Source organism: Galbibacter kalidii (assembly GCF_026241135.1).
GTDB lineage: Bacteria > Bacteroidota > Bacteroidia > Flavobacteriales > Flavobacteriaceae > Galbibacter.
In genome coordinates, this window is record NZ_JAPFGA010000005.1 from 40,922 (window position 1) to 59,183 (window position 18,262).

At 37.3% G+C, this 18,262-nt stretch carries 20 protein-coding genes; 10 read left to right on the forward strand and 10 right to left on the reverse strand.

Annotated elements, in window-relative coordinates; genetic code table 11:
* Positions 1–172 precede the first annotated feature (172 nt).
* The 4 genes from OOZ15_RS06930 to OOZ15_RS06945 all read left to right on the forward strand — a co-directional run bounded on the left by OOZ15_RS06930 (position 173) and on the right by OOZ15_RS06945 (position 4,103).
* The gene (locus tag OOZ15_RS06930) at positions 173–1,177 is read left to right on the forward strand and encodes a M28 family metallopeptidase (protein WP_265955303.1); all 1,005 of its coding nucleotides are present in this window, start codon (positions 173–175) and stop codon (positions 1,175–1,177) included.
* Between the two features lie 8 nt (positions 1,178–1,185).
* Positions 1,186–1,869, forward strand: coding sequence for an SDR family NAD(P)-dependent oxidoreductase (locus OOZ15_RS06935; RefSeq protein WP_265955305.1), 684 nt, complete (start codon positions 1,186–1,188; stop codon positions 1,867–1,869).
* A 13-nt stretch (positions 1,870–1,882) separates the two neighbouring features.
* Entirely contained in the window at positions 1,883–2,482 is a 600-nt protein-coding gene (locus OOZ15_RS06940) for a SprT-like domain-containing protein (protein ID WP_265955306.1), read from the forward strand.
* A gap of 94 nt (positions 2,483–2,576) precedes the next feature.
* The gene (locus OOZ15_RS06945) at positions 2,577–4,103 is read left to right on the forward strand and encodes a DUF389 domain-containing protein (RefSeq protein WP_265955307.1); all 1,527 of its coding nucleotides are present in this window, start codon (positions 2,577–2,579) and stop codon (positions 4,101–4,103) included.
* A 336-nt stretch (positions 4,104–4,439) separates the two neighbouring features.
* On the opposite strand, the gene OOZ15_RS06950 is transcribed toward OOZ15_RS06945, so the two are convergent.
* Together OOZ15_RS06950 and pyrE are read right to left on the reverse strand one after the other, a co-directional pair.
* Positions 4,440–4,835 (reverse strand): SRPBCC family protein, encoded by a 396-nt coding sequence (locus tag OOZ15_RS06950; protein WP_265955308.1) that lies wholly within the window; start codon positions 4,833–4,835, stop codon positions 4,440–4,442.
* A gap of 8 nt (positions 4,836–4,843) precedes the next feature.
* Positions 4,844–5,482 (reverse strand): orotate phosphoribosyltransferase, encoded by a 639-nt coding sequence (gene pyrE, locus OOZ15_RS06955; protein WP_265955310.1) that lies wholly within the window; start codon positions 5,480–5,482, stop codon positions 4,844–4,846.
* Between the two features lie 7 nt (positions 5,483–5,489).
* Between pyrE and OOZ15_RS06960 the strand changes: the two genes are divergently transcribed.
* Complete coding sequence (locus OOZ15_RS06960) at positions 5,490–6,092, forward strand: NUDIX hydrolase (RefSeq protein ID WP_265955312.1); 603 nt, start codon at positions 5,490–5,492, stop codon at positions 6,090–6,092.
* Here the strand turns inward: OOZ15_RS06960 and OOZ15_RS06965 are convergent.
* The 5 genes from OOZ15_RS06965 to OOZ15_RS06985 form a co-directional block, all read right to left on the reverse strand.
* Entirely contained in the window at positions 6,067–7,806 is a 1,740-nt protein-coding gene (locus OOZ15_RS06965; protein ID WP_265955313.1) for a M14 family metallopeptidase, read from the reverse strand. The genes OOZ15_RS06960 and OOZ15_RS06965 overlap by 26 nt on opposite strands.
* A 205-nt stretch (positions 7,807–8,011) precedes the next feature.
* On the reverse strand, positions 8,012–8,407 hold the full coding sequence (locus tag OOZ15_RS06970) for a response regulator (protein WP_265955315.1): 396 nt from the start codon (positions 8,405–8,407) through the stop codon (positions 8,012–8,014).
* A complete protein-coding gene (locus OOZ15_RS06975) occupies positions 8,394–10,643 on the reverse strand; it encodes a PAS domain S-box protein (RefSeq protein ID WP_265955316.1) in 2,250 nt (749 codons plus the stop codon). Before OOZ15_RS06975 ends, OOZ15_RS06970 begins: the two co-directional genes overlap by 14 nt.
* 38 nt (positions 10,644–10,681) lie before the next feature.
* Positions 10,682–11,146: a pantetheine-phosphate adenylyltransferase gene (gene coaD, locus OOZ15_RS06980; protein ID WP_265955318.1), complete on the reverse strand. Its 465-nt coding sequence runs from the start codon at positions 11,144–11,146 to the stop codon at positions 10,682–10,684.
* A gap of 229 nt (positions 11,147–11,375) precedes the next feature.
* Positions 11,376–12,350, reverse strand: coding sequence for a D-alanine--D-alanine ligase (locus OOZ15_RS06985; protein ID WP_265955320.1), 975 nt, complete (start codon positions 12,348–12,350; stop codon positions 11,376–11,378).
* 220 nt (positions 12,351–12,570) lie between these two features.
* Here OOZ15_RS06985 and OOZ15_RS06990 point away from each other — a divergent pair, with 220 nt between their 5' ends.
* Positions 12,571–13,173 carry a PASTA domain-containing protein gene (locus tag OOZ15_RS06990; RefSeq protein ID WP_265955323.1) on the forward strand — a complete coding sequence of 201 codons (603 nt, stop codon included), beginning with the start codon at positions 12,571–12,573 and terminating at the stop codon, positions 13,171–13,173.
* A gap of 15 nt (positions 13,174–13,188) precedes the next feature.
* Positions 13,189–14,226, forward strand: a complete 1,038-nt coding sequence (locus tag OOZ15_RS06995; RefSeq protein ID WP_265955324.1) for an RluA family pseudouridine synthase — start codon at positions 13,189–13,191, stop codon at positions 14,224–14,226.
* Between the two features lie 7 nt (positions 14,227–14,233).
* On the opposite strand, the gene OOZ15_RS07000 is transcribed toward OOZ15_RS06995, so the two are convergent.
* Positions 14,234–14,581 carry a hypothetical protein gene (locus OOZ15_RS07000; protein ID WP_265955326.1) on the reverse strand — a complete coding sequence of 116 codons (348 nt, stop codon included), beginning with the start codon at positions 14,579–14,581 and terminating at the stop codon, positions 14,234–14,236.
* A 312-nt stretch (positions 14,582–14,893) separates the two neighbouring features.
* On the opposite strand from OOZ15_RS07000, the gene OOZ15_RS07005 reads away from it, so the two are divergent.
* On the forward strand, positions 14,894–15,547 hold the full coding sequence (locus OOZ15_RS07005; RefSeq protein WP_265955327.1) for a VOC family protein: 654 nt from the start codon (positions 14,894–14,896) through the stop codon (positions 15,545–15,547).
* Positions 15,544–16,305, forward strand: coding sequence for a peroxide stress protein YaaA (yaaA, locus tag OOZ15_RS07010; protein WP_265955328.1), 762 nt, complete (start codon positions 15,544–15,546; stop codon positions 16,303–16,305). The genes OOZ15_RS07005 and yaaA overlap by 4 nt, the downstream gene beginning before the upstream one ends.
* A 178-nt stretch (positions 16,306–16,483) precedes the next feature.
* Here yaaA and OOZ15_RS20265 read toward each other — a convergent pair whose 3' ends face one another.
* Positions 16,484–16,612 (reverse strand): 30S ribosomal protein THX, encoded by a 129-nt coding sequence (locus tag OOZ15_RS20265; protein WP_265955329.1) that lies wholly within the window; start codon positions 16,610–16,612, stop codon positions 16,484–16,486.
* A 211-nt stretch (positions 16,613–16,823) separates the two neighbouring features.
* Here OOZ15_RS20265 and OOZ15_RS07020 point away from each other — a divergent pair, with 211 nt between their 5' ends.
* Positions 16,824–17,489 (forward strand): uracil-DNA glycosylase family protein, encoded by a 666-nt coding sequence (locus OOZ15_RS07020; RefSeq protein WP_265955330.1) that lies wholly within the window; start codon positions 16,824–16,826, stop codon positions 17,487–17,489.
* On the opposite strand, the gene trpA is transcribed toward OOZ15_RS07020, so the two are convergent.
* Complete coding sequence (trpA, locus tag OOZ15_RS07025) at positions 17,486–18,247, reverse strand: tryptophan synthase subunit alpha (protein ID WP_265955332.1); 762 nt, start codon at positions 18,245–18,247, stop codon at positions 17,486–17,488. The two genes, OOZ15_RS07020 and trpA, sit on opposite strands and share 4 nt — an antisense overlap.
* Positions 18,248–18,262: the final 15 nt, after the last annotated feature.

Consider the following 18,262-nt stretch of genomic DNA (forward strand, 5'->3'; position numbering starts at 1 on the left):
ATATTTAAATATTAGCTAATTATTTATAAAGTGAATTTAAACCCCCATAGTCATCTTAGAAAGCTAGATATTGTCCCCTTGAGGGGACTTTAGGGGTGTTTTTTGAATTTTTCAAAAGATAGCTAATATTGTGTCATTAAAAATGATTTCCAAAATTAACCTTGATTTATCAATGAAAAAATATCTATTTGTATTATCTGCGCTGGTCATAGGGTGTAAATCCGCTTCTGTCCCGGATGCAGGAACAATTTCAGAAAGCACTTCAACTGCATCAGAAATTCAATCCACCGTATCGTCAAAAGTAAAAGAGGTAACCCGAGCCGCTAAAGTAGGTGAGATCATTACTTTTTTGTCTTCTGATGAACTTAGCGGAAGGGAAGCCGGGAGTGAAGGTATTAATGCTGCTGCCACCTATATTGAAGAAATTTTCAAGAAAAACGGACTCAAACCGTATTTCAAAACTTATAGGGATACACTTTCTACTTTCGACCAACCGGCTTTTAATATCGTGGGAATGGTGGAAGGGAATGATCCCGGATTGAAAAACGAATACATTGTTGTCGGAGCCCATTATGACCATATTGGGAATGGAAAGCCTGAAGATGGAGACGAGATTGCCAATGGGGCAAATGACAATGCTTCAGGAACCACAGCTGTGATTGAAATGGCTAAATATTTTGGAAAAAACAAAACCAATAAAAGAAGTTTGCTGTTCGTATTGTTCTCTGCGGAAGAAAAAGGACTTTTAGGATCGAAACATTTGGCGGCAAAACTGAAAAAAGAGGATTTTAACCTTTATACGATGGTCAATTTTGAAATGATCGGAGTGCCGATGCAACGTGAAACCTTGACGTATATCACCGGTTTTAAAGAAAGTAATATGGCAGAGAAGATGAATGCCTATGCCGGAAAGGATGTGGTTGGATTTCTGCCTAAAGCAGTTGAATATCAATTGTTTAAAAGATCGGATAATTATCCTTTCTACAACGAGTTCAAAGTGCCATCGCAAACGGTTTGTACCTTTGATTTTGAAAACTATCCGTATTATCACCACGTAGATGATGAAAGCTCGGAGTTGGATTTTGTCCATATGGCAAAGGTTATTAACGAAATGATTCCCGTGCTCGAAAAAATGACTAACACTCCGGAGAAAGAGATTAAAATGAACGCAAAGTAATTGGTTTAATGGGGAAAAACATCATCATCACCGGAACAAGCAGGGGGATAGGCTATGAATTGGTGCAACTGTTTGCTGAAGCAGGCCATAAAGTCTTGGCGTTATCGCGAAATAGTAAGCCCGTTTATACGCTTGACCTCAAAAATGTCACCGCTTTCGATTTTGATATCAACAACCAGGACTGTCTTAATGAGGTAAATACTTTTATTGAAAAAGAATGGAAAACCGTTGATGTTTTGATCAATAATGCCGGACAATTGCATAATGAGCCCTTCAGTAAAACTCCTATGGATGCTTTTGAAGCGGTTTACAAAGTAAATGTATTTGGCTTAGCAGCCTTGACACAACTGGTGTTGCCGTTTATGAAAAAAGACGGACATGTACTCAACATCAGCAGTATGGGCGGCGTACAGGGAAGTATGAAATTTGCCGGTTTGTCGGCATACAGTTCGTCAAAAGGAGCTGTGATTACCTTAACCGAATTGTTGGCAGAGGAATATAAGGAAACTGGGCCCTCTTTTAATGTGTTGGCATTAGGGGCCGTACAAACCGAAATGCTGGAAGAAGCTTTCCCGGGATATAAAGCGCCGAACACAGCAAAAGAAATGGCTGCTTATATTTTTGATTTCTCATTGAACGGAAACCGATTTTACAACGGAAAGTTACTGCAGGTAAGCAATAGCACTCCGTAAAAAAAATTAATCCATGCAGGAGGTTTTAAGGAAATACTTGCCGGAAAGAGCGGTGGAACCTTGTTTTGAGTTGATAAGAGTCAACCACGTGCACCTAAAGATTGTCAATGAGCGAGTGACAAGGCATGGCGATTACAGGACAATGCCCGATGGAAGTCATCAGATCACTGTAAATGCCAATCTGAATAAATACCGTTTTTTGATCACTTTGGTACATGAAATAGCACATTTGGTTGCTTTTACAAAATATGGTCGATCCATAAAACCGCATGGGGTAGAATGGAAAAAGACCTTTCAGAAAATGATGCTTCCTTTTATCAGGCCAGAAATTTTTCCTTCTTCTTTATTACCTGTTTTGGCCAATCATTTCCGGAATCCGAGGGCGAGTAGTGATACCGATGCACATCTTTCGGTGGCTTTAAAGGAATTTGATCCACAGAATGATAAAAATTATATCTTTGAATTACCTTATGGAAGTCTTTTCCGTATTTATAACGGAAGGGTGTTCAAAAAAGGGAATAAACGTGTGAAAAGATATGAGTGTGTTGAAGTGAAGTCGGGAAAAACATATCTTTTTCAACCCAATGCCGAGGTAGAATTACTTAGAGATTGATTATAAAATTCTTAACCCAACCCCAAGGAAAAGAACACGATGTAGAAAGAACTTCTCCTGACAATATGATGTGGTTGTTTTAAAAATAATATCTATGGAAGAAAATAAAAACAATAATTTGGGGCAGGACGGCGATGTTTCAGCAAAGAAGGAGCAAGAAGAAAAAATAAAAAAAGAAGAAATAAGGGAGGAAATAAAAGAAGAAAAGAAAAAAGAGGAAAAAGCCAAAAAGGATTTTTCCGGTTTTATGAGGAGCTTCAGGGTGTTTTTTACCGGTCTCTTGGATATACGGAGTAATACCGATCAAGAAACGACTAAAGAAAGTATTATCAATGATATTCCCTTTAGGGGACACACTTCGTGGATATTGATTTGTTCCATCTTTATTGCATCGGTCGGATTGAATGCCAATTCAACTGCGGTTGTTATTGGAGCCATGTTAATTTCGCCGCTTATGGGACCTATTCTCGGGATAGGAATGTCGCTGGCCATTAATGACATTGATACTTTGCGCAGATCCTTGAAGAACTTCGGGATCATGGTTTTTTTAAGTATTCTCACGGCTTTTTTATTCTTTAAGTTCTTTCCGATTAGAGAAGAATCTTCAGAGTTATTGGCGAGAACAGCACCCGATATCCGTGATGTGTTGATTGCCTTTTTCGGTGGTCTGGCCTTGGTGATTGCACGGGCCAAAAAAGGAACCGTAGCTACTGTTATTTTTGGAGTAGCGATTGCTACAGCTTTGATGCCGCCTTTGTGTACCGTTGGTTTCGGTTTGGCTATTTGGAATATGGAGTATACTTTTGGAGCGATGTATTTGTTTACCATCAACACCATTTTTATTGCTTTGGCCACTTTCTTGGTGTTAAAGTTCCTTCGTTTTCCAATGGTAAAATATGCCAATTCCAAGAAGCGGAAAAGAATTGCCCAAGCTGCTTCCGTTATAGCGATACTGATTATGATCCCGGCCGGATATACTTTTTATAATGTCTGGAAAGAATCAACCTTTAAAGATCAGGCTGCTAAATTTATCAAAGAAAATGTAAAGATATATCAATTTGCAGAGGGGGGATTTCTGTTGGATGAATTTTCATCTATTGATTATAATAAAGGGGAAAATCCATCTATCGAATTGGTTTTTATGGGCGATGAATTGATTCCGGATAATGTAGTTCAAACGTGGAGAGCACAAATGCAAAGCTATTCACGGTTGAAGGAAGCCAATCTTGTGATCAAAGGTGGGGGAAATGATTCTGAAGAGAAGTTTCAATATGTAAGCGAACTTTATGAAGCCAAAAAACAGGAAATAGCAACAAAAGATCAGAAAATTAGGGTGTTGGAAGATGAAATCATCCGATTGAGGAAGTTTGCCTATAATGCTGTTCCTTTTGAGGAAATAAGTAAAGAGGTAAAGATCAATTATGAAGATGTAACAGAGTTAGGCTTTGGGAACGAGATAAAAACCGATTTTAAAACAACCGATACGGTCCCTGTTTTTATTGTGAAGTGGAAAAAAGAAATGGCCAATGCAAAGAAGCAAGAAGAGTTAAAAAAACTCACCCAATGGCTTAAAGTACGAGTAGATAATGAAAAGATTGAAGTGAAGGAATTTACCGAATAGCTCAGGGGTAAAAAATTAAGAGGCTTCTAAAAAGCCCTTAGTGAATATGATTTGTCAGTCTGAGCCTGCCTACCGTCAGGCAGGCCTGTCGAAGACCTATTGAACTTCAATAAATTATGCTTCGACAAGCTCAGCATGACATCTGGATTCACAACTTTTCAGACAGCCTTTCCCGTTAACATAAATAAAAAAGCCAGTCCAAATTAATTTTCAGACTGGCTTTTGTTATTTTATTTTTTATTGAAATTACCTTAAACCTTAAACCTTAAACCTTAAACCTTAAACCTTAAACCTTAAACCTTAAACCTTAAACCTTAAACCTTAAACCTTTAAACCTTAAACGACCTTGCCCATATTTTCAGTCAGCGTATTGATAAAATTGGTGATCGGACCTTTGATCATCATCCCCATCATGGCGTTGAATTCGCCTTCAAAAACCAAATTGACTTCACTTTTGTCGCTTTCCAGACTATCTATATTGGCTGTTAGCGTAAAGGGTAATTTATCGTTTGCGGCTCCCAAAACAAGTTTGTCGTGAGGGTACTTTTCTTTTACTTTTAATTCGATTTCAGGCATTCCTTTTAAGGCAAAAACAAATTTGTCTTCTTCTAAAACCTCAAACCTACTAGTGTTTTCGGGCATCAATTTTTCAAAATTCTTGACATCTCCCAAGAAATCGAACAATTCTTCAGCCGATTTATTTATAGTTTTTTTTTGTGTTTCTAACTTCATGTTATAATTTATTTCCAGTTTCCCGGATCTTTTCTCCAATCTTGGAGCGTTTCTAATTCTTTTTCACTAATATAATTGGTCTCCACAGCTTGTTCCAGCAAGTATTCATAACTGCTTAGCGTATGAAGGGTAACATTATTGTCTTTAAAATTGTTTTCCGCAACGTCAAAACCATAAGTGAAAATGGCGATCATACCTTTTACGGTAGCCCCTTCTTCTTTTAAGGCTTTTACAGCATTCAAACTGCTTTTCCCAGTGCTGATGAGGTCTTCTACAACAACAACACTTTGTCCGCTGTCCAAAAAACCTTCAATTTGATTGCCCCGACCGTGTTTTTTTGGTTCAGGTCTTACGTAAACAAAAGGAAGGCTCATGACCTCGGCTACCAGCATACCAATGCCAATGGCACCTGTTGCTACACCGGCGATAACATCCGGTTTTCCGTAGGTTTGTTCTAATTGCTTGGCCATATGCTCACGAATGTAATTTCTGATAGGTGGAAAGGAAAGAACAATTCTGTTATCACAGTAAATGGGTGACTTCCATCCGGATGCCCATGTAAAAGGATTTTTTGGATTCAACTTTATTGCATTAATTTGCAATAAGAGTTCTGCTGTTTTTTTAGCGGTATCTTTATCTAAAACCATGGTGCAAATGTATGAAGTTTTTGTAAATCAACATCGCATTATTTTAACTAACCAGATATCAAAAGAAACTGATTTTAAGTTGTTTCTTATGGAAACGGTTGATATTGATGATGTTATTGATCAACTGAATAAAGGAAAAATAAAAAAGGCACATATTTATTATAAGGATGAAAAGGTGTTGATGAAAAAATTCCTGAAGAAGATTCCTTTGGTTATCGCAGCGGGCGGATTGGTGAGAAACAAAAAAGGGCAGCTATTGTTTATTTTCAGGAATGGAAAATGGGATTTGCCTAAAGGGAAAGTGGATAAAGGTGAAAAAATAGAAGATGCCGCCATCCGGGAAGTGGAAGAAGAAACCGGAGCGAAAAAAATCAAGATAGACTCATTTCTGAAAAAAACCTATCACATTTTTAAAAGGAATGGGACGTATAAACTTAAAGAAACCTATTGGTTTTCCATGAATAGTAAATACAAAGGGGAATTAGTCCCGGAGTATAAGGAAAACATAGAAAAAGCAGAATGGAAAGACGAGGAAGAGCTTCCAAAACTCATGGAAAACTCTTATGAGAATATCAAATCGCTCCTTACAGTTCCAGTATTCGATAAATAGGATATCTGAGATGTGCTTTTTCATAATTGGGTGATCTTTTATGAATCCAATCCAGTTGGGCATACCAATTTTTGGCAAAAGTAGAATCTTGATCCTTTTTATTTTCAAATTCAGTTTTTAACGATGGATTTTCATTTAGGAATTCCAAAGCTTTGTCTTCCCAAACATAGGGAGAGAAACCTTCTTTTTGTTGTAGTATGGTGTCGAAGAAATTCCAATTGAAGAACGAATCCACTGCTTCCGGTTCCAGGGTTTCCAATATATAACGAATGGATGACTGTCGTGTTTTCACTAAATAAAAATCATCAGGATTTACGGTTATTTCTTCTGTACTTGTGGTAATCTCAGTGTTTTTGTGGAGGTAATGTCCCTCATACGGATTTCCTCTTGTTTCAAAATTTGCAATATGGTAGACTTCAACAGTATATTTTTGATCACGCTCAGGGGATGAAAGTGCTACCTTATTCAGTTTTAACAACTTAATAATCTTGTTCCAGGCTTTTGGGATTAGGTATGCCTCCGGGATTTTCACCCTTTTTGTTGGCTTAAAATAATTGCTGTAGGTCACCTTTTTAGTAAAAGGTTTGTTTCTGTCGTATTTAAGGCGGGATAAGCCTGTTACCTCACTAGTGATTTGTTCACCTTCATAGCCTTTAAAATCTAGGGTAGTGGATTTACTTTTGTCTACTTCCCATTGTATGGGATATGTTTTGGCGTTTAAAAAAGTCGAGTTGGTAGCTTCTCTAACTTCCTTGATCTTTCTATGCTCTTTTTCGATGATATCAATCATACTTTTCATCAATTCATAAGTGCCATGAACACGTTTGTCATAGGGTTTGAGCATGTGGGTCTCTACCATCATTCCCAAGCTGTTCCACAGAGTAGTGTATCCAGTGGAATAACGGGGCGAGTCAAAAAACTGTGAAAACCCTTTTTCTGGAACTGCATTAAATACATTGACATAGGGAGTGATGTCAAGATCTTTTTTGTTCAATGAGGTGATGAGATCAGGCACTAACCGATTGTGCAGGTATGTACCAGCTTCGCCACCCAATTTGTTGTGTTGGGTGAACAAATGTGTGAGCACATATTGATAATCGGCACCATTACTCACATGGTTATCGATAAAAACATCGGGTTTTAAAAAGTGGTAAATTTCTGCAAAAGCGCGGGCGTTTTTGGTATCATTCTTAATAAAATCCCTGTTCAGGTCGTAATTTTTTGCATTTCCCCTGAAACCGTACTCCAAAGGACCATTCTGATTGGTTCTGGAAGTACTGTTCCTGTTAAGCGAACCCCCGATGTTGTAAATGGGAATGGTAGCTAAAACAGTATGTTTAGGAGTGTCTATTTTTCCTTGAACAATGTCCCTGTACAACATCATAGTGGCATCAATACCATCGGGTTCTCCAGGATGTATACCGTTGTTGATAAAAAGGATTCTTTTGGTGTCGCGGAGTTTTTCAATGTCGAATTTCCGATCAGGACTTAGCAGTATGAGATGAAGGTTCTTACCGCTGTCTGTTATTCCTTTTTCAACCACCTTGATTGATGGATATTCGGCTTCGAGTTTTTTATAATATGCAATGGTTTGATCGTAAGTAGCGGTTGCTTTTCCTTTGGATTTTTCAAATTCGGTAGTGAAGTCTTTTTGTTGTGCGTAGAGGCTTAGTTGAAATACAAATAAGACTAGGAAGAGCAAAGAGTTTTTCATTACAGAATGATTTTTAAGGTTCAAAAATACATAATTTTTTTCGTTGTAAATCACACAAACACAATGGAAAAAAATATGGATTTTCCCGAGGTGATACTAAAATTTGTATTTTATTTTATTCCAAATTTTTAGTTTTTTACAAAGGAAACTTAATCAAAAATCCACAATATGATAGTTGAAGTTATCTATAGAAGGAGGGAGTGGCCTATGATAGCGATAGCGAATTGAGTTTTTCTTTTGTGACCGGTTTGATAAGGTGTTTTATAGAAAACGGATATTTCTTGTCATACTCTTTTGCTTTATCAATATCAGCCGGGTTGATCGAAGAAGTGAGAATGTAGATTGTGGTTTTTTTGCTTACGGAAAGCTCACTAAAAGCATCGATAAACTCCCATCCGTCAATGATGGGCATATTGAGATCCAAGAGGATCAATTCAGGAAAAAAACTTTCCTCATCATTTTTATAATATTCCAAAGCTTCCTGACCGTTGTTGAAGGTCATAGTTTTCTTTGTGATCTGAGTGACCTCGATCAGCTTTTTGATACTGAAAATGGTAATCGGGTCATCGTCAATAAGACAAATGGCGTTAATAGTTTTCATTAAAGTAAATTTTAAATTTGGTTCCTTTACCGGGCTCACTTTCGGCTTCAATTTTGCCTTTCATAGCCTCGATTTGGTTTTTGGTTATGAAAAGCCCTATTCCGCGCGCATCTCTGTTTCCGTGGAAGGTTTTATACATACCGAATAGTTTGTGTCCGTGTTTTTTAAGGTCTACACCCAAGCCATTGTCTTCAATGGTTAATACAAGATACCCTTTTATTTTTTCATAATCGATCTTGATCTTAGGGTAGCGGTTGGGGGCTTTATATTTTATGGCATTGGTAAAAATATTTAGCAAAATGCTTTCCAGATAAGCTTTTACCACTTTTATGTTGAGGTCATCCGGAATATTGTTTTCCACTTCCACAAAATTGTTTTTCATGAGTTCACTGATATTAGTGAAAGCTTCATTAATCTCATCATTCAAATTGGCCACTTGGGTTTTGATGTTCAAATTGGTGTTGATGGCAATGATCTCGTTCAGGTTGGCAATGGTTTCCAGCATTTTTTTTGAAGCAGAATTGAGCATCTCTATGATCTCTACCTTTTTGAAAATATCGTCTTCTATACCCAAAAGCTCGATAAGCATGGAAAAATTGGAAGCATGTGACCGTAGGTTGTGGGAAACAATATGAGCGAAATTCAATAATCGGTTGTTTTGCTCGCTGGCCACATTGATTACCTCCATAAGCTCTTCTTCTTTTTCCTTGATGTGGCTGATATCTTGTATTACAGACCAAATCAATTTTCTTCCGGCAGAATTGGTGATAAGCACTCTTGTAATCAAAGCGGGAACCAATTCGTTGTTTTTGCTTACATATCGTCCTTCATAGGGTCCGTATCGACCGTTGTCAAGAACCTCTTTTAAAGCCCTAAGTTCTTTTTTCTTGTCTTCCGGCGGAACGGTGTCGAGGTGATTCATTTTGAGAAGTTCCCTATCTGAATAACCAATGGCGGCTTTAAACGATTCGTTCATATCCAGAAATTCTCCTGACATGGCATCGTTGAGCACCAAACCTGTGGGGGAGAGTTCGAGAAGCGTTCGGTGGAGTTTCTCACTTTCCTTCAGTTTTTTCCTGGCTTCAACCATCTCTTGGATAACCCTTCCTTCAGCAATAAGGAAATTGACCCTGTTTTTGTTGTCCAGGACAGGTTTTAAGGAGAAATCGATATAGATAGTTTCTTTGTTCTTATCCAAAATTTTGGCCTCATACCTGATAAACTCTCCTTTAACGGCTTTTTTGAAGTTGTTTTTTAGTTTTTTCTGTTCTTTTTCCGAATCCTGCCACCAAAAGGTGTCCCAAAAATATTTATTGATAACGTCTTCTACCTTTAAACCACCTATATTCAAAGCAGGTTCGTTGATGTCGATTACCTTTCCTTTGATGTTCAAAAAACCGGTAAATTGAAAAGTGGAATTAAAGATGCTTGTAAATAGCTGTTTGTTTTTGTCAAGAGCCCTTTTTGAGTTTTTTCTATCCCTCTCACTGATGGTAAGGCGCGATTCTGTTGTCTTTTTATCGTTGATGTCTTGGCAAATGCCATAAATGACAGAGCGGTCACCTTCTTTTACGGTTTTGCCGGTAATTCGTATCCACTTTTCTTTGTTATTGGGAGTAATGATCTGAACCTCCTGATCTATAGGATTTCCTTTGCTAACGGCGTTATTGATGTTCTTGACCAACTTTTTGACATGCATTTCCTCTTTAAGAAGTTTTAGCGCCGATGTTGGGTCTGGAACAAAATCATTCGGGACTTCATAGATCTTTTTGGTGTCGGCAGACCATTCCAAAGTTTCGTTATCAATATCAAAAAACCATGTGCCTGTTTGCGTAACCCTGTTGGTCTCTTCCAAAAAAACAGGGATTTTTTCATATTCTTTTAGTTTTGTGATATCTTCGAGATAGAGAAGGATCCCATTTACAATTCCGTTTTCATCTATCCAGGGTTGGGTTTCATATTTCAGCCATTGTATTTCCTCATTATCATTGTAGAAATAATCCTGTCCCTTTTTGATTTCAAGGGTTCCGAGATTTTTTTCAATGATGTTTTTGAGTGAAGTGGCATGCTTGGGAAGCAGTTGGGCATACAATTTTCCGTTACTGTTCTCTTTGTCTTGCTTAAAGTGGTTAAACCAATTGTTTGAAGCAATGAGCAAACATAAATTGTTGTCAAACAATGCCACAGGAACAGGGCAATGCTCAATGAATTGTAGGCTTGTAGTAGTAGAGGTCAAAATATTAATAGTTTAGGGATTTGGTTTAAGGTATTAATTTAGGTTTTTTCTTTAAAACGGACGGTTTCCGGCACGAGTCCTGTATAATCCCCATTGTTTCGGATAACATCCCTGACAATGGAGGAAGATATGTAGCTTTTGCCCGAGGATGTAAGCAAAAACACGGTCTCTATTTCAGAAAGTTTTCTGTTGGTATGTGCGATGGCCTTTTCAAACTCGAAGTCGCCCGGATTGCGCAAACCTCGTAAAATGAACTGCGCATCGATCTTTTTACAAAATTCCACAGTCAAGCCTTCATAAATCATTACCTTGACTTTCGGTTCGTGTTTAAAAGCTTCTTCAATAAAGCGCTTGCGCTCTTCGAGAGAGAACATGTATTTTTTTTCGGCATTGATGCCAATAGCGATCACAAGTTCATCGAATAGAGTAACGCCACGGACAATAATGTCGTAGTGCCCCAGTGTAATGGGGTCAAATGATCCTGGAAAAATGGCTCTACGCATACGCTATATTTTACTCACTAAGTGGGATTTTGAATATTCCGATCTTGCGCCGAAATGCTTTTAAGATTTTCCGCCCAACCAGCTCGACTGTATCATTCAGGCGGGTGTCTCACGAGCCTACCTTTGTCGGCAGACAAGCTTCCCCGAGGTGATTTACATAAAATTAACATTAGTGCTGTAAATATAGCAAAATTGAATTAGGATGTTAAAAATAATTAAAACCAAGGTTTTATCTCAAGGCTTCCTCAATTGCGTTTTCAAACAATTCGTTCAGGGAAATGCCTGCTTTTGTGGCTTGTTGTGGTAAAATACTTTCAGTTGTAAGTCCGGGAACAGTGTTTACTTCCAAAAGGTAAGGTTCGTTATCCACAAAAATATACTCACTTCGACTAAAGCCTTTCATTTTTAATATTTCATACACTTTTTTTGCTACTGAACTCACTTTTTGCGCCATTTCCCCATTGATACGGGCAGGAGTTATTTCTTGTGATTTCCCCAAATATTTGGCTTCATAATCAAAAAAGTCGTTTTCAGTAACAATTTCGGTGATCGGTAAAACATTAATATCTCCTTTATAGGTGATAACCCCTACGGAAACCTCGGTGCCATCCAAAAATGATTCGATGATCAGTTCATCATCTTCCTTAAAAGAATCCTCAATAGCTGGAAGAAGGTCTTCTTTTGTATTCACTTTGGAAACCCCAAAGCTCGATCCCGCCTTGTTGGCTTTTACAAAACAAGGAAGTCCCACCTTGGCAATGATATCACTGGTGTCGATATTTTGTCCTTTGTTAAGATAATAGGAAGTAGCACATTTGATACCAAAAGGTTTCAGTGCAGCCAAACAATCACGTTTATTGAAGGTCAATGCAGCCTGGTACATAGGGCAGGAGGTGTGCGGAATGTTCAGTAATTCCAAATACCCTTGCAAGAAACCATCCTCCCCCGGAGTGCCGTGAATAGCGTTGAAAATACAATCAAAATGAATAGTTTCCTCATCAATAGAAAGCGTGAAATCCCCTTTATTGATCAATGTTTCTTTTCCTTCTTCGGAAACGTAAATCCATTTGTCTTTTAATATGTGGAGCCTGAAGATGTTATACTTTTCAGGATTCAGGTGTTTGCAAACCACATCTCCACTTTTCAGGGAAATTTGATATTCAGATGAATATCCTCCCATAACAACGCCAATGTTTTTCTTCATTTGTATATTATAAAACCGTTTTTAACGTTGAACTTATTCAAACTTTATTCATTGAAGCGAAAAATATGGGGTGAAAAGATCATTTTTGCAACCAATTGGAGAAAGTTTGAATAAGTTCATTAACCAAAAGTATTAAAAGTAAAAGAAACTTAAAGCTAAATATATACAGAAAACAAAATAGGTGTCGAGTTTTTATATATTTGCTGAATAATTATTGTCCATGAAGAATTTCATTAAATCAATTTCAAGTAAATATAGTTTTATAAAATTTATAACGAGTAAGACTTTTTTAAAGCATATAGGCTTAGCGGTTCTTGTTACCATCGTTCTGACGATCTTGGTTCTTAAATTGTTGAAAGTAACGACCAACCACGGAGAATTTGTGTTGGTTCCCGATCTTTCCAAAAAATCGCTTCGGGAAGTGGAAGAGATCATTGATAAGGCAGATTTGAATTATGTCGTACTCGATTCTACCAACTACAACCCTGATTATCCTAGGTTTTCTGTGATAGAACAAAACCCATTGGCAAATAAAGAAGTAAAAAAAGGAAGAAAGATATATCTTACCATCAATCCGTCGGGATACAGAAAAGTAAGTGTACCCAATGTGATACAGGTCACCAAAAGAAATGCCGAATCCATGCTTAAGGCTGTTGGATTGAGTGTAGGAAAGGTGTCTTACATCAACGAGATCGGAAAAGATATGGTTTATTATGTGAGGTATGAAGGTAAAAATATATTACCGGGTCATCAATTGCCTAAAACGACTGAGGTAGAACTTGTTTGTGGAAACGGTAATCGTGCATCGGTGGTCGTGGAATAATATACAGAAGAAAGAATGGTAGAAGGGAATCACGAAGAATTCAATCAGGAAGATGAGCTTTATGAACACTACAGTTTTAAAGCGGGAAAGGGACAGGAACCCCTTCGGGTGGATAAATTCCTGATGAATTTTATCGAAAACGCTACCCGGAATAAAATTCAACAAGCCGCCAAAAACGGAAATATTTATATCAACGGGACTGTTGTTAAGTCCAGTCACAAAGTAAAGGCGAATGATGAGGTCAAGGTATTGTTTGAGCACCCGCCACATGAATATCTGCTAACCCCCGAAAATATACCTTTGGATATTGTTTTTGAAGATGATCAGCTTTTGGTGGTCAATAAATCGGCCGGTATGGTGGTGCATCCCGGACATGGAAACTATTCGGGAACTTTGATCAACGCATTGATTTATCATTTTGAGAACCTTCCGATGAACAGTGATGAACGCCCCGGATTGGTACATCGTATTGATAAAGATACCAGCGGACTCTTGGTCGTAGCCAAAACAGAACATGCACTTAGCCATCTTTCCAAACAATTTTTTGATAAAACCAGTGAACGTGAATATTTAGCCTTGGTTTGGGGTGATGTGGCTGATGATGAGGGAATGATTGAAGGTCATATCGGCAGGCATCCCAAAAACCGCCTACAAATGACCGTTTTTCCTGAAGGAGACCATGGAAAGGAAGCCGTTACACACTATAAAGTAGTCGAACGTTTTGGTTATGTAACCTTGGTTTCCTGTAAATTGGAAACCGGACGCACACACCAAATACGTGTACATATGAAAAATGCCGGCCATACCTTGTTCAATGATGAACGGTATGGCGGCAATAAAATCCTTAAAGGAACCACATTTTCTAAATACAAACAATTTGTAGAAAATTGCTTTAAAGTACTTCCACGTCAAGCTTTACATGCCAAAACCCTGGGGTTTGAGCATCCACTTACGGGAGAGCTTATGAGTTTTGATTCCCAAATGCCTGAAGACATGCAGCAGTGCATTGAAAAATGGCGCAACTATGCCAGACATATGGAAACAAAAGAGTAGTTTTTTATCATCCGTTTGATACTTCTAAAATCATACTTAATAGATCTGTTTCATTTTTGAATAATGATTTCTTCAGCTCTTGCATCTCGTTTTCCATACTTTGACGCATCTGTTTTTTTAGGTTTTCCGTAAAGGATAACCTAAAATGTTTTTCGTACAAGAATTTATGGTTGGAAAGGGTTACTTTTCCATCCTCGATGCACAGCGATATTTCTTTATCGTTATCAATCAAATAATATTCATCAGAAATAGGTGAAATCATTTTCTTGACAGCATCATTTTCAGCATACTTGGAAACAATATCCTGTATGTGCTTCTCGTCTTTCGTTAATTCTACTTTCTTAAAACCAAACATAACATGTATTTTAAAGTTAATACTTATACAGTGTTTAATTTTAATTGGGTTGATTACACTGATTATATCAAACGGCGTGCCAAATGTTAAAAATAAAAATTAAATAGTTGATAATCAGTAATTTAAATTATTTGTAATTCAGGATAATATAAGGTGATTTTAGGTATCGATTTTCTTAATAGGATTATCAATATCACCTTTTCTAAAAAGTTGATGGATTGCCGGCTATATCGTACTTTTGATTGGTGTATTGAGGAGAAAATCCCAAAAATATGTTAGGGCAATAGTTTTACAATAAATTGATAGGTAAAAATGAAGGTAACAGAGCTCATACTAAATACGAATTCTTTAGAATCTCAGAAAGATTTTTATGTGGATGTATTGGGTTTAGACATCATTGCGTATGAAAACAGTAAAATTTCATTTCGGGTAGGAAGCAGTGTGTTGTCGTTTATTCCGGAAAAACCAGCAGGTGTTTATCATTTTGCGTTCAATATTCCGCCATATCAAGAAAAAGAAGCATTAAAATGGTTAAAGAAACGGGTAAAAGTGTTGCCTTTTGAAACGGATGAGATTATCGATTTTTCTAGTTGGAATGCACGTGCCATCTATTTTTACGATGCCGACAAGAATATAGTTGAATTTATTTCCAGAAGAGACTTAAAACATGAAAAAGGAAAGAAGTTTTCAGCCAAAAGTTTAATGAATATCAGTGAAGTGGGTATTGCCTCAACTGATATAGGAACAATTTATTCCACTTTAAACAATCAGAAAAAATTACCTGTGTATGACGGGTCTTTTAGAGAGTTCTGTGCTGCTGGAAATGAAGAAGGATTGTTTATATTGGTGAATAAAAATGAAAAAAAGTGGTTTCCAACAGACGATGAGATTTTTATCTCAGACCTTAAAGTCGTTGGGGACTTTAATTTTGAATATAAAAGCGGAAAAATAATTAAGAGCTTATGAAAATAGTAATATCACCCGCCAAATCGTTGGATTTTGAAAGTAAGTTACCTACAACAAAATATACAGAGCCCGAATTTCTAAACGAGGCTGAAAAGTTGAATGCTGCCCTTCAAAAGAAAACCCCAAAAAAGCTTTCAACTTTGATGGGTATTTCAAACAAGTTGGCCGAACTGAATTGGGAGCGCAATCAGCAGTTCAAGACGCCTTTTACGCCTGAAAATGCAAGACCGGCAGTATATGCTTTTAATGGAGATGTCTATAACGGCTTGGACGCTTATACCATTCCGAGTGAAAAATTGGAGGCTCTTCAGGAGAAATTGCGAATTTTGAGCGGACTTTACGGAATGTTGAAGCCTTTGGACCTTATTCAGCCGTATCGATTGGAAATGGGAACCAAACTAAGGATAGGCCACAAAAAAAACCTGTATGATTTCTGGAAAAAGAAAGTAACCGCAAAATTGAATGATGAACTGGAAGAAGGCGAATTGTTCTTAAACCTTGCCAGTAACGAGTATTTTGGAGCCGTAGACGGGAAAAAATTGAAAACACCTGTAATCACCCCTGTTTTTAAAGATTGGAAAAACGACAAACTAAAAGTGATCAGCTTTTTCGCTAAAAAGGCAAGAGGTTCTATGGTGCGTTACATTATCGACACCAATGCTACCACAGTAGAAGATATCAAAGGCTTCAATTACGACGGATATGCGTTTAGTGAAGAGCATAGCGTTAAGGAAAACGAACTCGTTTTTGTGCGGTAGTGTTTGTATAGTACAAAAAATAAGGTTTCTAAAAAGATTCTTTACTGTCAGTTCGAGCATTATCGAGATTCAAAATATATTTTGATTTGAAGATACCAAGCGAAGCTTGTCGAGAACTAAATAATCACTAGAAAATAATAGGTTTCGACTGCGCTCAACCTGACATAAGGATCATAACTTATTTTTTGGTATCAACGCTTACTTTTTCCTCAACGTGTTTTCGTTTTTTAATTTTTCGAGGTCTTCTCGCTCCATATGTACCGCGATAGATTTTACCCCGTTTTGTTTTTCTGTCTCCTTTTCCCATAATCTATTTCATTTTTTTACATGAATATATTTAAGTTAAATAATTGATTTTAACCACATTAAATAATTTAAGCAAATAATCACTACCTCTTAAAAACTTTTGATGTATTCATCTCCTTTTGTTGAGGCAATTGCCTTGGCTATACTAAATCCCTCTATGAGGGTTTCATTGTCGTATAAAGTTAGTTAATTTGTGACATCAAGACAAATCCATGTTTTTACACCAGCATCCTTATCCGCCATTTATCACTGAAAATACGACCAAGCTTATTGTTGGAACCTTGCCGCCTCCACGATTTTCCACAGGAGAATTTAAAGAAGGTGATGTTGATTTTTGCTACGGAAGTCGGGATGGGCAATTATGGCAAATTTTGAATCGGATTTTTAAACTGAATTTAGTATTTGAAACTACCGATGAGGCGGTTCAACAACGAAAAGATTTTCTATTGAAGTACAACATTGGGGTTTGTGACATTGTAGCATCGGCTGAAAGGGCTAAAATAGATGCATCAGACTTGGGAATGACGCGTATAAAATGCAGGGATTTAGTTGGGTACTTAAAACAATATCCAAAAATAGATACCTTGCTATTCACCGGAGGGAACAGCAAAAATGGTCCGGAATATCTCTTCAGAAGGCATCTTAAAGATTATGGTTTGAAACTGAATGCCCTTTCAGATGAAGTCCCGAGAATTCATGAGTTGAAATTTGATCTGGAGATGGGTGTTAGGCGAATTAAAACCGTTTCGTTAATAGCGCCATCCGGAGCAGCGAATAGGGCAGTGGGAGCTATTCCGAAGTATAAAACATTAAAAAAGAAAAACCCTGAATTCAATACGATTGATTTCAGGGTGCTGCAATATGCTGAATATTTTTAACGGATGGTCTTTACAAAAACGTCAATATCTTCAATGGGGTGTTCTTTAATGAATTTGATAAAAGCCGAACCGATAATAGCGCCTTTAGCATGCTGTGTAGCTGAGTTGAAGGTCTCTTTATTACTGATTCCAAAACCGACAATTTGTGGGGCGTTTAAGTTCATATGGGCAATTCTCTTGAAATAATCAGTTTGAATATCGCCAAAGGTGTTTTTAGCTCCCGTAACACTGGCAGAACTCACCATGTAAATGAATCCGTTGGAAACCTTATCGATAAACCGAACGCGTTCTTCTGAAGTCTGCGGAGTAATTAAGAACACATTGATAAGTCCGTATTTTTCAAATATAGCTTTGTATTCATCGTGAAAAACATCAGCGGGTAAATCAGGAATGATGAGTCCGTCGACACCTATTTCTGAACATTTTTTACAGAAATTCTCAACTCCATATTGCAGTATGGGATTAAAATACCCCATAATAATCAATGGAATATGAACTGTTTTTCGAATATTCTTGAGTTGTTCGAACAATTTTTCGGTTGTCATACCATTTTTTAAGGCTTGAGTCGAACTTTTTTGAATGGTAGGCCCATCAGCAAGCGGATCGCTAAAGGGGAGTCCGATTTCCAATAGGTCAACACCGCTTTCCTGTAACTTTTCAATAATAGGGACGGTATCTTCCAATTGCGGATATCCGGCAGTAAAATATATGGAAAGTAATTTCTTATCTTCTTCTAATTTCTGATTGATTCTGTTCATTGTTTCGGTATTGAT